Genomic DNA, 13,975 nt, shown 5'->3' on the forward strand with positions numbered 1-13,975 from the left:
GCCATACCGCCCCACCAGCACCCGTACGTGTGTGCCAGGCTGTTCCGCGCAACAGCGCCGAACTGGGAGGGGGCACGGGTGGCTGCGCCACTGAGCCTGACGCGTACACACCGGATATTGATCGGGGTGGTGGTCGCGGGAGCGGTCGTCATCGCGGCCATCGGCTTTTCCGGCTCGTACGCGGCCGTGCGTGAGCTCGCCGAGAAGAAGGGCTTCGGCGGCTTCGCCCCGTACTTCCCGATCGGCATCGACGCGGGCATCTGTGTCCTGCTCGCCCTGGATCTACTCCTGACCTGGATCCGCATCCCCTTCCCGTTGCTGCGCCAGACGGCCTGGCTGCTGACGGCGGCGACCATCGCGTTCAACGGCGCGGCCGCCTGGCCGGACCCGCTGGGCGTGGGCATGCACGCGGTGATCCCGATCCTGTTCGTGGTCGCCGTCGAGGCGGCCCGGCACGCGGTCGGCCGGATCGCCGACATCACGGCCGACAAGCACATGGAGGGCGTGCGCCTCACCCGCTGGCTGCTCTCGCCGCTGCCCACCTTCCTGCTCTGGCGCCGCATGAAGCTCTGGGAACTCCGGTCGTACGACGAGGTCATCAAGCTCGAACAGGAGCGCCTGGTCTACCAGGCCCGGCTGCGCTCCCGTTACGGCCGCGCCTGGCGCCGCAAGGCCCCCGTCGAGTCGCTGATGCCGCTGCGCCTGGCCCGCTACGGCGTCCCGCTCAAGGACACCGCCCCGGAGGGCCTGGCGGCCGCGGGCATCGAACCCGCCGTCCTGCCGCCGGCCCCCAAGCAGGCCGAGCAGATGCCGGCCCTGACGGCGGAGCAGCAGCCGCAGCTCCCCCCGCCCCCGGTGCACGGCTTCGGCGGCCCGGTGGGCCCCGACCCGGAGCTGCAGGCGCTGCAGGACAGCCCGTGGTTCGCGTCGGAGCCGCACTCGGCGGCGTACGACGGCGGCTATGACCCGGCGTACGACCCGCAGCACATCGACCCGGAGCAGTTCGAGCGCGAGCAGCGGCAGTTCGAGCAGGCGCAGCAGTTCGAGCATGAGCAGCGGTACGAGCAGGAGCTCCTGCAGGACGACGCGTTCCGCGTCCCGTCGGGTCCCGGCCGCACCCGCGCCCTGAACATCCCCGGCCCGCGCAGCGAGCTCGTGCAGGAACCGGCGGCCGAGGCCGCGCCCGAGGTTCCCTCGGCGGCCTCCGCGCTGCCCGAGGACATGAGCCGGGAGGAGGCGTACTACGGGGCGTTCCGCCGGTACGTCAGCGAGCGCGGGGACTACCCCAACGCCCGCCAGTTCGGCATCTACCTGCTCGACCTGTACGCGGTGAAGGGCCAGTCCGGCGGCCCGCTCAGCGAGAACACGCTGCGCCCGTACATCCGGGACTTCCGCGGCCGCTACCAGCAGGAGCTGGACGCCGACGCGGAGCACATCGCGTAGCCGCGCAAGGGGTCAGCCCTTCGCCTTCTGCCGTGCGGACTCCCCGTACGCGGCAAGGCAGAAGCCCGCGACGGCCATGACGACGTAGAGCGCGATCGGCGGGTCGAACCACTTGTGCACCAGACCCCAGTCGTTGCCCGTGGTGAGGCGGCCGACCGCGCCGAGCGCGCCCTGGACGCCGACGATCCAGCCGACGATGGAGACGACTTCCCGCAAGGCTTTGTTCATGCCTCCACGCTCTCCCGGCCGGGGCCGCGATGCCTCCTGCGGCAGGCCGAAACGGAAGTAGTCCCAAGGGTGCAGCACACGCACGAGGGGCCTCCACCCACTGGGTGGAGGCCCCTCACGCATGCCTTTGACCGTCAGGCTCCGAGCAGCTTGCGCACCCGGTCGGCGCCGACCGCGAGCAGCAGCGTGGGCAGGCGCGGGCCGGTGTCCCGGGTGACCAGGAGCCGGTAGAGCAGCGCGAAGAACGAGCGCTGGGCGCCCTTGATCTCCGGCGGCAGCTCCTTGGGCCCGGCGTCCGCCGAGTAGCCGGCCTGGACCTTCGGCACGCCGTAGACGAGGTGCGTCAGGCCGTCCAGCGACCAGTGGGAATCCAGTCCCTCCAGGAGCAGCCGCAGCGACTCCCGGCCCTGCTCGTCGAGCGAGCCGAGCAGTTCGGCGTCCGGCTCGTCCCGTACGACGGTCCGCTGGTCCGCCGGAACCTGGGTGTTGATCCAGGCCTCGGCCCGGTCGAGACGGGGACGGACCTCGTCCAGGGAGGTCAGCGGATTGGCCGGGTCCAGCTCGGAGAGGATCCGCAGGGTCTGGTCCTCGTCTCCGCCGGTGATGTCGACGACGGAGGCCAGGGTGCCGTAAGGCATCGGACGCGGCGTGCGCGGCAGCTCACCGGCGGCCGTGGCGGCGGCACGCTGGTACGCGGCCAGGTCGGCCGGAAGCACCGAGCCGTCCGCGACCTTCGCCTCCAGCTTGTCCCACTCGCCGTAGAGCCGCTGGATCTCCTGGTCGAAGGCGATCTTGAAGGACTGGTTGGGGCGACGGCGCGCGTACAGCCAGCGAAGGAGCTGCGGCTCCATGATCGCGAGCGCGTCGCCCGGGGTCGGCACGCCGCCCTTCGACGACGACATCTTGGCCATGCCGCTGATGCCGACGAAGGCGTACATCGGGCCGATCGGCTGCTTGCCGCCGAAGATCCCGACGATCTGCCCGCCGACCTGGAACGACGAACCCGGCGAGGAGTGGTCGACCCCGGACGGCTCGAAGATGACGCCTTCGAACGCCCAGCGCATCGGCCAGTCGACCTTCCAGACCAGCTTGCCGCGGTTGAACTCGCTCAGCCGGACGGTCTCCGTGAAGGCGCACTCGCTGCAGACGTACGTCAGCTCGGTGGTCTCGTCGTCATAGGCGGTGACGGTCGTGAGGTCCTTGTCGCAGCCGCCGCAGTAGGGCTTGTACGGGAAGTAGCCCGCGCCCGACCCGGAGCCGTCGTCCTCGCCCGCGGCGCCCGAACCCTCGGCGGCCTCGAGCTCGGCCTCGTCGACCGGCTTCTGGCCCTTCTTCGGCGGGGCCTTCTTGGTGCGGTACTGGTCGAGGATCGCGTCGATGTCGCCGCGGTGCTTCATCGCGTGCAGGATCTGCTCGCGGTACGTGCCCGCCTGGTACTGCTCGGTCTGGCTGATCCCGTCGAACTCCACGCCGAGCGCGCCGAGGGACTCGACCATGGCGGCCTTGAAGTGCTCGGCCCAGTTCGGGTACGCGGATCCGGCCGGGGCGGGCACGGAGGTCAGGGGCTTGCCGATGTGGTCGGCCCAGGTCTTGTCCGTGCCGGGGACGCCGTTGGGCACCTTGCGATACCGGTCGTAGTCGTCCCAGGAGATCAGGTGCCGCACGGTGTACCCACGGCGGCGGACCTCGTCGGCGACCAGGTGCGGGGTCATGACCTCGCGGAGGTTGCCGAGGTGGATCGGCCCGGACGGGGAGAGACCGGAGGCCACGACGACCGGTTTGCCCGGGGCACGACGCTCCGACTCGGCGATGACCTCGTCCGCGTAACGGGAGACCCAGTCGGCGGTCTCTGTGCTCTGAGCCACGATCGGCACGTCCTCTTGTTTCCTCGGGATGCTGGAAAGCCTGGCATCGGCGTACTGGAAAGCCTGGCGCAGGCCATTCTCCCAGACGGAAGGACCCCGTCCGGGGTTCCCTTTTCCTCACCCTGCGGGCAGTCGTGCCGCAGGGCGGCACGGGTGGGCGCAGGCGAAGGCGCCGGACGCCGTTAAATCCAGGCGAGGCCGTCCGGGCCCCATGGGACAATCGGGCTGTCCAGTCACCCCGGATAGGAACGGCACCCAATGACCTCGGTCAGCTCGATCGCCTCGAACGTCAACCGGCTCCTCGCGGACGCGCTCTCGGCAGCTTTGCCGGAAGCCGGCTCCGCGGACCCGCTGCTGCGCCGAAGCGACCGGGCCGACTTCCAGGCCAACGGGATCCTGGCCCTCGCCAAGAAGCTGAAGGGCAACCCCCGGGAGCTGGCGACGCAGGTCGTAGACCAGGTGCAGGGCGATGTGTTCAAGGAGATCGAGGTCTCAGGACCCGGCTTCCTGAACATCACCGTCTCCGACAAGACGATCACCGAGACCCTCGCGGCGCGGTACGCGGACGGCGACCGGCTCGGCGTCCCGCTGAAGGAGAACCCGGGCGTCACGGTCATCGACTACGCCCAGCCGAACGTGGCGAAGGAGATGCACGTCGGCCACCTCCGGTCGGCGGTCATCGGCGACGCCCTGCGCGGCATGCTCGACTTCACCGGCGAGAAGACGATCGGCCGGCACCACATCGGCGACTGGGGCACCCAGTTCGGCATGCTCATCCAGTACCTGATCGAGAACCCGGGCGAGCTGGCCCCGGCCGACCAGGTCGACGGCGAGCAGGCCATGTCGAACCTGAACCGGGTGTACAAGGCGTCCCGGGTGGTCTTCGACTCGGACGAGAACTTCAAGGAGCGGGCCCGGAAGCGGGTCGTCGACCTGCAGTCCGGCGACAAGGAAACCCTCGCCCTGTGGCAGCAGTTCGTGGACGAGTCGAAGGTCTACTTCTACTCGGTCTTCGAGAAGCTGGACATGGAGGTCCGGGACGAGGAGATCGTCGGCGAGTCCGCGTACAACGACCTGATGCCGGAGACGGCGCGGCTCCTGGAGGAGTCCGGCGTCGCGGTGCGCTCCGAGGGCGCGCTCGTGGTCTTCTTCGACGAGATCCGGGGCAAGGACGACAAGCCGGTGCCGCTGATCGTGCAGAAGGCGGACGGCGGCTTCGGCTATGCGGCGTCCGACCTGTCCGCGATCCGGAACCGGGTCGGCGACCTGGACGCGACGTCGCTGATCTACGTCGTCGACGTACGGCAGTCCCTGCACTTCAAGATGGTCTTCGAGACGGCACGGCGGGCGGGCTGGCTGAGCGACGAGGTCACCGCGCACAACATGGGCTACGGCACGGTGCTCGGCGCGGACGGCAAGCCGTTCAAGACCCGTGACGGCGAGACGGTCAAGCTCGAAGACCTCCTCGACGAGGCCGCCGAGCGGGCCACGGCGGTCGTCCGCGAGAAGGCCGAGAAGGTGGGCCTGACCGAGGAGGAGATCGTCGAGAACGGCCGGTACGTCGGCATCGGCGCCGTGAAGTACGCGGACCTGTCGACGTCGGCGAACCGGGACTACAAGTTCGACCTGGACCAGATGGTGTCGCTGAACGGCGACACGTCCGTGTACCTCCAGTACGCGTACGCCCGGATCAAGTCGATCCTGCGCAAGGCCGAGGGTGCTTCGCCCGTCGCCCACCCCGAGCTCGAACTGGCTCCGGCGGAGCGGGCGTTGGGCCTGCACCTGGACTCGTTCGGCGAGCAGCTCGCGGACGCGACGGCGGAGTACGCACCGCACAAGGTGGCCTCGTACCTGTACCAGCTGGCGTCGCTCTACACGACGTTCTACGACCAGTGCCCGGTCCTGAAGGCCGAGACCCCCGCCCAGGTGGAGAACCGCCTGTTCCTGTGCGACCTGACGGCCCGGACCCTGCACCAGGGCATGGCCCTCCTGGGCATCAGGACGCCCGAGCGCCTCTGACCCTCGTACGCCTCTGGCGCTCGTACGCCTCTGACGCTCCTACGTCGACGCCGAAGGCCCCGCCGGAACTCCCGGCGGGGCCTTCGGTGTTGATGATGCCGCAGGTCAGGACAGCGCCGCCCCCAGCCTCCGCAGCCCTTCCCCGATCTCCTCCGGCGTCTGCGTGACAAAGCACAACCGCAGCGTCCTCGGGTCCGCCACCCCCGCGTAGAACGGCGCCCCGGGCACATACGCCACGTCATGCTTGACGACCGACTTGAGCAGTTCCGTCGTGTCGTGGCCGGCCGGCAGCCGGGCCCAGAGGAACATGCCGCCCTCGGGACGGTTCCACGTCGAGCCTTCCGGGAGCGCGGCGGCCAGCCCCGCCAGCATCGCGTCACGCCGCGAGCGGTACGCGGAGGCCACCGAGGCGACGTGCGCGTCCAGGTCCCGGTCGGCCAAGTACCGTGCCGCGGCAAGCTGGTTGACCGTCGGGGTGTGCAGGTCCGCCGCCTGCTTGGCCACCGCGCAGGCCCGGCGCAGCGCGGCCGGTGCGCGCAGCCAGCCGAGGCGCAGCCCCGGGGCCATGACCTTGGAGAAGGTGCTGAGCAGCACGGTCCGGTCCTCGGCGCCGGGGTACGTCGCGATCCACGGCACCCGCTCGCCCTCGAAGCGCAGCTCGCCGTACGGGTCGTCCTCCACGATCCACACCCCCCGCCGGGCGGCCACGGCCGCGACGGCGGCCCGGCGCGCGGCCGGCAGCGTACGACCCGTCGGGTTCTGGAAGGTCGGCACGGTGTAGAGCAGCTTCGGCTGCTCCGCGACCACCAGCTGCTCCAGCGCGTCCGGGTCGATGCCGTGGTCGTCGCACGGCACCGGCACGACCCGCGCGCCCGCGAAGGCGAACACCTGAAGTGCCGCCAGATAGCAGGGGTCTTCGACCAGCACGGTGTCGCCGGGCTCGATCAGCGCCGTCGCGAGCAGCGACAGGCCTTGCTGCGATCCGGTCGTGACGATCAGGTCGTCGGGATCGGTGACCAGACCCCGCGCCGTGTTCCGCTCCGCGAGTGCCGTACGCAGCGTCGGCTCGCCCTCGGTCGTCGCGTACTGCAGTGCCTGCGCGGGCAGTTCGGCGAGTACGGCGGCGTACGCGGCCGCGATGCCCTCGGCGTCGAAGAGCTCGGGCGCCGGCAGCCCGCCCGCGAAGTTGATGACCTCGGGGCGAGCGGTGACCGCGAGGATGTCCCGTACCGGGGAGCCCCCGACTGCGGTGGCCCGCGCGGCGAGCGGGGGCGTGGGCGCGGCGGCGGTGGCGTGCGGTTCGGTGACGGTCACGACGGCGGCTCTCCTTCATGGCAAGGCTCGTATCGGTTGCACCGCAGCCTAGAGATCTAGGTGCTGTCTACAAGCGTCTTTCCAGGATGCGGACGGCTACGACAACGCCTCGAACCACCGAAGCACCTCCGCCGTGCCCCGGACATTCGACCCAAGATGCCGCGAGCCCTGATAATCGACCGCCCCCAGGTCCACCACGGTCGCCTCAACTCCCCTACCCCGCAAGGCCTCAGCGCATTGCGCGGTGTTGGCGGTGGCCGCCTGCTCGTCGCCGCTCGCCATGTAGAGCCGCACCGGCGCCTTCGGCGTCCAGTCCGCACACACGCCGTCGGTCTCGCGCAGGGCGTCGGCGAGGCCTCCCCTCGGGTGGGCCAACAGGTCCCGCCCGTACGGCGTGAGCAGTTCGCCCAAGGTCCCCGGCGTGCCCTCGAAGAGCTGGCGCCCGGTGTGCTCGCCGTCGAAGAGCGTCTCGACGGCGGGGTCCCGGAAGACGTCTTCCGCACGGTCGTAGACCCGGTGCACGCGGTTGAAGGCGACCAGCGTGTACGCCGCGTAGATCACGCTCGACTTGCCCTCCAACTCGCCTGCGAGCAGCGCCGGAAGCTCCGCTCCCCCGAAGTCGTACGCACCGCTGACGGGCGCGAGCGCGCCCAGCCGGAAGTACCGGTCCTCACCGGCCTGGAGGTCCCGCCCGAGGCCCAGCGCGGCCGACGCCCCCTGCGAGAACCCGGTGACGAAGACCTTGCGGTCGAGGGCGTGGAAGGCGCGGGCGGCCCGGAGCAGATCGAGCGAAGCCGTGGCCTCGGACGGGACGTGCATCCAGGGGTGCAGGCCCGGCCCCTCCCCCATCCCGAGGTAGTCGGGCGCGACGGCGGCGAACCCGGCGGCGGCGTAGGCGACGGGCGGCCCGGTCAGGAAGGAAGCCCGCTGCATCGAGGGCGCGTCGCTGCGATGACTGCCGGTGCCGTGCGCGAAGGAGACCGCGCGCAGGCGCCCCTTTGGTCCACGCGGCAGAACGACCAGCCCACTGGCCGTGGTCGGGCGCCCCTGCGGGTCGACGGTCCGGTACGTCAGCCGGTACGCGTCCACGCCGTGCCGCACCTGCGAGGCGTCGAACCCGGCCTTCGCGAGCTCGGCGGTGACGGCTTCGCGGGTCTTCAGGGTGTAGAGGTGCGCTACGTCGAGCAGGGCACCCCGGTCGTTCTGGGCCTGCCGGTGGGACAGGGGGAGCTGAGCCGGAGCTGCGATCGCGCCGGTCGCCCCGGCTGCGGATCCGACGAGCATTACGGCGCAGGCCAGGGTGGTGGCGAGGCGTCGGTTGGGCATGCGGGTCTCCTCAAATGGGCTCGATTGGCGGTGAGTTGAGCCTCTCTTGGGAGATCGCCGGGCGCAGTGGGGCAGGCCCCCGAGTCGGGCGGGGGGCAGCCGCCCGGTCAGGTAGGGGCAACCGATCAACTGCTCAAAGACTCGATTGCGTGGCTGGTGGGGGTGGGTGGTTGCGCGGACCTCCGTCTGTTTCGTCGCGGAGTGCGGGTGCTCGGTGGCTGGCTTTCCCCAATTGCTGTCAGTACGGGGCCACGGAGGCAGCTGCCGGTAATGGAAGAGGCGGGGGCAGGGCAAAGACAAAGACCGCAGCGAGAGAAGGGGACGGAGGAGGCGGGCTCGGGACGGGGAGGTGCGGGTCCGGCAGGGGGAGGTGCGGGCCCGGGACTGGGAGGTGCGGGCCCGGGACGGGGAGGCGCGGGCCCGGGACGGGAGGCGCGGGCCCGGGACGGGGAAGTGCGGGCCCGGGCGGGGAAGCGCGGGCCCGGGACGGGAGGCGCGGGCCCGGGACGGGAGGCGCGGGCCCGGGACGGGGAAGTGCGGGCCCGGGCGGGGAAGCGCGGGCCCGGCAGGGGAAGTGCGGGCCCGGGACGGGGAAGTGCGGGCCCGGGACGGGAAAGTGCGGGCCCGGTGGAGGGAGATGCGGGCTCGGGACGGGGAAGCGCGGGCCCGGGACGGGGAGTGCGAGCTCGGGAGGGGGACGCGAGCTCGGGACCGGGAAGTGCGGGCCCGGTGGGGAAGCGCTGGCCCGGGGCTGAGAGACGCGAGCCCGGGACCGGGAAGTGCGGGCCCGACGGGGGAGGTGCGGGCTCGGGACGGGGAAGTGCGGGCCCGGTGGGGAGGTGCTGGCCCGGGGCTGGGGGTGTGAGCTCGGGAGGGGGAGACGTGAGCCCGGGATCGGGAGGCTGGGGCTAGCCGGGCGGAAAGCGGCGTCGGAGTGCCCGGTTTGCCCGTTAGGCGAGCCTCTTTCCCGCCACGAGGCTGCGGAGGGCGGCGCCTGGAGGCCTAGCGGGGGGAAAGGGGCGCAAGAGCGTCCCTTTTGTGCTGGTTCTGTTGCCCGTTTCCCCCCACTAGGCCCCCCGCCCGCTCTCCGAGCCCCCGCCCGCCCCCAAGCCTTCGCCCGCCCCCTTCCCCCGCCCGCCCTCTGGGCCCTCGCCCGCCCTCCGAGCCTTCACCCACCCCCTTCCCTCGCTCGCCCTCCGGGCCCTCGCCCGCCCCCTTCCCTCGCCCGCCCTCCGAGCCCCCGCCCACCCCCTCCATCCCCTTCTCTCGCTGCGGTCTTTGTCTTTCGTCTTTGCCCTGCCCCCACCTCTTCCGTTGCCGGGACTTCTCCCCCTGGGCCCCGTACTGACATCAGTTGGGGAAAGCCAGCCACCGACCACCCGCACCCAACAACGAAACAGACGGAGGTCCGCGCAACCACCCACCCACTCCAGCCACGCAATCAGGCAGTTGAGCAGTTGATCGGTGACCTGCGGCCGACGAGCGAGAACTCGCACCACACCACCTTGCCGGGGTCGCGCGCCACCACTCCCCACTTGTTGGCGACGGCCTGGACGAGGAGCAGGCCGCGACCTCCCTCGTCCGGGGCTTCGGGGATACGAGGCTCCCCGTCGCCGCTGTCGTGGACCTCGACACGGAGCGACTGGCCGCCGCGCTGGAGCCGGACCAGGAAGCCTCGCCCTGCCGGGACGCCGTGGAGGAGGGCGTCGTGGCGAGTTCGCTTACGCAGAGCAGGACGTCGTCGCCGACCTCTGCCAGGCCCCAGGCGGCGAGGGCTTCCCTCGCGAACTCCCTTGCGGCGAAGACCGATTGACGCTGACGAGGGAAGAACTTGTCGTTCATGAGACGAGCGTCACATTGCGTGGTCACACTGGAGCAGTGCGTAAGTCCGTACAGATTTTCCGTACGGACTCACGTCAGCGAACAACCGCTCGCGCAACGGGAGTTGATGTTCCATGAGCCGCACGCCACGCCCCTACCAGAAGAACGCCTCCGCGATGAAGATGCTCGGCAGCATCCTGGCCACCCTCCGCCGCGCTGCCGACCACACCCAGGAATCCCTCAGCGAGCATGTGGGCGCCGAGCCGGAGACCATCGCCTCGATCGAGCAGGGCCGCCGCCACCTCAAGCCCTCCTTGGCCCGTGAACTGGACGCCTTCCTGGAGACCAAGGGCGTCCTGGCGGTCGGCGTGGAGCACATGCCCGAGATCGACCTGATCCCCCGCTGGGTCGACGAGTACCTGGACCTGGAGCGGCAAGCCATCGATCTCTGCTTCTACGCCAACGCAGCGGTCCCCGGTCTGCTACAGACCGAGGGCTACGCCCAGGCGGTCTTCGCCACCCGCCTCCCTCCGTACGGAGCAGACAAGATCGCCGGCCTGGTCACGACTCGCATCGAGCGCCAGAGGATCCTTCACCGAGAGAACCCCACCACTGCCAGCTTCATCATGTGGGAAGCAGTCCTCATGGACCGGATCGGTGGCCACGACGTCTACTCCGAGCAGCTGCGCCGCATCCGCGATGCCGCCGACCTCCCCGGCGTCAGCATGCAGATCCTGCCGTTCGGCCGCACGACGCACGCTGGGCTCGCGGGCCCCTTCACCCTGCTGGAGACCGAGGACCATCAGCACCTCGCGTACGCCGAAACACAGCGTGGCAGCCAGCTCGTCGGCAGCCCGGACGAGGTCTCTGCCCTCGGACAGAAGTATGCGATGCTGCGGTCGCAGGCCCTCAACCCCGAGGAAACCAAGGACCTGTTGGACCGCAAGCTGGGAGAGCTATGAGCACGCAACTGCACTGGTTCAAGTCGAGCTACAGCAGCGAAGAAGGCGGCGAATGCGTCGAGGTCGCCACCCAGCCGGAAGCCATCCACATCCGCGACTCCAAGCTCCCCGTCGGCAACACCCTCACCGTGCCCCCGGCCAGCTGGACCGCCTTCCTCACCCACGCCACCCGATGAGCGCCGGACCCGGCCAGGGCTACGCCGCCGACCCCGCCTCCATAGACGGCAGCGCGCACCTCCTCACCGAGATAGCCGGCCTGCTCCAAGAAGGCCGCCCCGACGCCGACACGGCCACACTCACCCGCACCCCCACCGCGCACGCCGAACTCGCTGCCAAGAACGCGGAGTTCGCGACGCACGCGGCCGACCAGCACCGCGACCTGGTCACCCTCCTCACGGCCCTCTCCACGGCCCTGAAGACAACGGGCGGCAACTACACCAACACGGACCAGGCCACCCGGGACGGGTTCAAGGCGTTCCTGGAGTCGGGGCACATCCAGCAGGGGGACAAGGCCCAGTGACGGTCACGTACTACGCGGACGTTCGGCACCTGGAAGACGCCAGCCCCGCCCTGATCGAGCGCAACGCAGCCGAATACAAGCGCCTGCACGACCTCCTCGCCGAGGCGATGCCCTCCGTCACGAAGGCAAGCAACGACACCCACTGGGTCAGCGACTCACGCGAGCACTACGAGGCCCGCCTCAAGGACGTACAGCAGCTGGCCACCGGCCTGAAGGACGGCTTCGAGAAGGCCTGGAAGGCGCTGCTCCACTACGCCGACGCCGTAGAGGACGCCAAGAAGCACCTGCGTACCGGCAAGGACTCCCAGGAAAGCCTCGCCTCGGTCCTGGACCGCGAGGACATCAAGCTCACGCCCGCCGCGCGGAACGCCGAGCCGATGAAGCGCTGGGAAGACCTCCGCGACACCACCGGCGCCCTGGACTGGCTCTCCGAACTCACGGTGGACGTCGGCAAGATCCGCGACGACGCGAACCACTACTACGCCCAGGCCTCGGAGGCCTTCCACCGGGCCAAGACGGCGGAAGAGACCGTACGCACCAACGCAATGGCCGAGTTGGACGCAGCCCGCGCCCAAGTCCCGGACTTCCGCAGTGACTTCAAGGACGCGGCAGCCCTGCTCGCCAAGGTCGGGGACCTCCAGGCCGAGCAGAAGCAGGCAAGCCACGACCCGCTCACCCAGCTCGCCGGCAGCGGCACGAAGACGGACGTCTTCCCGCGCGTGGGCAAGGACGTCACCGTCTCCCCCGCCCTCCAGCGCATCCGCGACCTGGCCGGGGGCCTCCCGCCCGGCAAGGACACCAGCTACTGGCTCCCCGGCAGCTCCGACGAGCAGCGCAGCGAGTGGATCGAGGCCAACGGCCAGGCCATCCGCGCCGCCGCCAAGGAGAACGGCCTGCCCCCGGACGTCATCGCGGGCATCGCCTGGCGCGAGGTGGACGGCGATCCGGCGGTGATCGACGATGTGACGGACACGGTAAGGCAGTTGGGCGTGGGCGGCGACGCGGACCGGACCTCCATGGGCCCGCTCCAGATCCAGATCCGCCGGGCCGCCGAGGTCCTGGGCTACGACCCGGCGAACCTCACCGGCGCCCAACGCGACGAGGTCGAATCGGCCGTGAAGGACCCGACCCAGAACGTCTTCATAGCCTCCGAATACCTCTCCCGCCTGAAAGCGGAGAGCGAGTTCGCCGACGTACCGGCGGAGCAGATGACTCCGGCGCAGTACCAGGAGCTGGCGGCCCGCTACAACGGCGGCCCGTACTGGCAGAGCGACGACGCGCAGGCGTACGGCCGTGACTTCATGACCGACCTGGACTCGGCCCGCAGCGCGCTGTGAGCGGCCGGGTCGGCCACCCGGCCGCCCGGCACTCCACCACGCGCCCACCCCCGCAAGGACACGCGCTCAAGGACACGCGCTCAAGGACTCAGAGCGCGCGGGCCGCCTCGACCGCCCAATAGGTGAGGATCATGCTCGCGCCGGCCCGCTTGATCCCGGTGAGGGTCTCGTGGATCGCCTTGTCCCGGTCGATCCACCCCTTCTCGGCGGCGGCCTCGACCATCGCGTACTCACCACTGATCTGGTACGCGGCCACGGGGACGTCGACGGACTGAGCGACCTTCGCGAGCACGTCCAGGTACGGCCCGGCCGGCTTGACCATCACCATGTCGGCGCCCTCTTCGAGGTCGAGCGCCAACTCCCGCATGGACTCCCGCAGGTTGGCCGGGTCCTGCTGATAGGTCTTGCGATCCCCCTTCAGCGACGACCCCACGGCCTCCCGGAAGGGCCCGTAGAAGGCGGACGAATACTTGGCGGTGTACGCCAGGATCGCCACGTCCTCGTGCCCGGTCTGGTCCAACGCATCGCGGATGACGCCGACTTGACCGTCCATCATCCCGCTGGGCCCGAGCACGTGCGCGCCCGCGTCGGCCTGCACCTGGGCCATCTCGGCATAACGCTCGAGGGTGGCGTCATTGTCGACCCGCCCTTGAGCGTCCAGCACACCGCAGTGCCCGTGATCCGTCGTCTCATCGAGACACACATCAGACATCACGATGAGGTCGTCGCCGACCTCGGAGCGCACATCCCGGATCGCGACCTGCAAAATCCCGTCCGGGTCGGTCCCCGGCGTACCGACGGCGTCCTTCTTCTCCTCCAACGGCACCCCGAACAGCATGATCCCGGCAACCCCGGCCTCAACCGCCTCCACGGCGGCCTTCCGCAGGGTGTCGCGGGTGTGCTGTACGACGCCGGGCATGGCGGAGATCGGCACGGGTTCGCTGATGCCCTCGCGGACGAAGGCGGGCAGGATCAGATCCGAGGGATGCACCCTCGTCTCGGCAACCATGCGGCGCATGGCGGGAGTTGTACGCAGCCTGCGGGGGCGCGAACCGGGGAAGGAACCGTAGGTCGTCATCACCATCTCCAAGGATTGTCCTCAAACGCCGGACGGGCTGATTTCATCAGCCCGTCCGGCGT

11 protein-coding genes and 1 pseudogene are annotated in these 13,975 nt (G+C 70.4%); 6 read left to right on the forward strand and 6 right to left on the reverse strand.

The annotated features are described in order from the left end of the window. The first annotated feature begins 78 nt into the window (after nucleotides 1-78). Complete coding sequence (locus OG430_RS21880) at nucleotides 79-1,443, forward strand: DUF2637 domain-containing protein (RefSeq protein ID WP_327354248.1); 1,365 nt, start codon at nucleotides 79-81, stop codon at nucleotides 1,441-1,443. A gap of 12 nt (nucleotides 1,444-1,455) precedes the next feature. On the opposite strand, the gene OG430_RS21885 is transcribed toward OG430_RS21880, so the two are convergent. Together OG430_RS21885 and lysS are read right to left on the reverse strand one after the other, a co-directional pair. Further along, nucleotides 1,456-1,671, reverse strand: coding sequence for a hypothetical protein (locus OG430_RS21885; protein WP_327354249.1), 216 nt, complete (start codon nucleotides 1,669-1,671; stop codon nucleotides 1,456-1,458). Nucleotides 1,672-1,805: 134 nt separating this feature from the next. Next, complete coding sequence (lysS, locus tag OG430_RS21890) at nucleotides 1,806-3,545, reverse strand: lysine--tRNA ligase (RefSeq protein WP_327354250.1); 1,740 nt, start codon at nucleotides 3,543-3,545, stop codon at nucleotides 1,806-1,808. A 249-nt stretch (nucleotides 3,546-3,794) separates the two neighbouring features. Here lysS and argS point away from each other — a divergent pair, with 249 nt between their 5' ends. After that, nucleotides 3,795-5,555 (forward strand): arginine--tRNA ligase, encoded by a 1,761-nt coding sequence (gene argS / locus OG430_RS21895; RefSeq protein ID WP_327354251.1) that lies wholly within the window; start codon nucleotides 3,795-3,797, stop codon nucleotides 5,553-5,555. A gap of 105 nt (nucleotides 5,556-5,660) precedes the next feature. Here the strand turns inward: argS and OG430_RS21900 are convergent, their stop codons facing one another. From OG430_RS21900 to OG430_RS21910, 3 genes and pseudogenes are all read right to left on the reverse strand, one after another. Then, nucleotides 5,661-6,869, reverse strand: a complete 1,209-nt coding sequence (locus tag OG430_RS21900; RefSeq protein ID WP_327354252.1) for an aminotransferase-like domain-containing protein — start codon at nucleotides 6,867-6,869, stop codon at nucleotides 5,661-5,663. 96 nt (nucleotides 6,870-6,965) lie between these two features. Then, nucleotides 6,966-8,195 (reverse strand): lipase, encoded by a 1,230-nt coding sequence (locus OG430_RS21905; protein ID WP_327354253.1) that lies wholly within the window; start codon nucleotides 8,193-8,195, stop codon nucleotides 6,966-6,968. Nucleotides 8,196-9,636: 1,441 nt separating this feature from the next. Next, a pseudogene (locus tag OG430_RS21910) lies at nucleotides 9,637-10,037 on the reverse strand (ATP-binding protein). A gap of 113 nt (nucleotides 10,038-10,150) precedes the next feature. On the opposite strand from OG430_RS21910, the gene OG430_RS21915 reads away from it, so the two are divergent. From OG430_RS21915 to OG430_RS21930, 4 genes are read left to right on the forward strand one after another with little or no spacing between them, the layout of a single operon-like run. Then, the gene (locus OG430_RS21915) at nucleotides 10,151-10,978 is read left to right on the forward strand and encodes a helix-turn-helix domain-containing protein (RefSeq protein ID WP_327354254.1); all 828 of its coding nucleotides are present in this window, start codon (nucleotides 10,151-10,153) and stop codon (nucleotides 10,976-10,978) included. Beyond that, nucleotides 10,975-11,154, forward strand: coding sequence for a DUF397 domain-containing protein (locus tag OG430_RS21920; RefSeq protein ID WP_327354255.1), 180 nt, complete (start codon nucleotides 10,975-10,977; stop codon nucleotides 11,152-11,154). Before OG430_RS21915 ends, OG430_RS21920 begins: the two co-directional genes overlap by 4 nt. Then, entirely contained in the window at nucleotides 11,151-11,498 is a 348-nt protein-coding gene (locus OG430_RS21925) for a hypothetical protein (RefSeq protein WP_327354256.1), read from the forward strand. The genes OG430_RS21920 and OG430_RS21925 overlap by 4 nt, the downstream gene beginning before the upstream one ends. Beyond that, nucleotides 11,495-12,835, forward strand: coding sequence for a hypothetical protein (locus OG430_RS21930; protein ID WP_327354257.1), 1,341 nt, complete (start codon nucleotides 11,495-11,497; stop codon nucleotides 12,833-12,835). Before OG430_RS21925 ends, OG430_RS21930 begins: the two co-directional genes overlap by 4 nt. An 88-nt stretch (nucleotides 12,836-12,923) precedes the next feature. Here the strand turns inward: OG430_RS21930 and hemB are convergent, their stop codons facing one another. After that, the gene (hemB, locus tag OG430_RS21935) at nucleotides 12,924-13,913 is read right to left on the reverse strand and encodes a porphobilinogen synthase (protein WP_327354258.1); all 990 of its coding nucleotides are present in this window, start codon (nucleotides 13,911-13,913) and stop codon (nucleotides 12,924-12,926) included. Between the last annotated feature and the right edge of the window lie 62 nt (nucleotides 13,914-13,975).

The sequence above is a fragment of the Streptomyces sp. NBC_01304 genome, assembly GCF_035975855.1.
Taxonomy (GTDB): Bacteria; Actinomycetota; Actinomycetes; order Streptomycetales; family Streptomycetaceae; genus Streptomyces.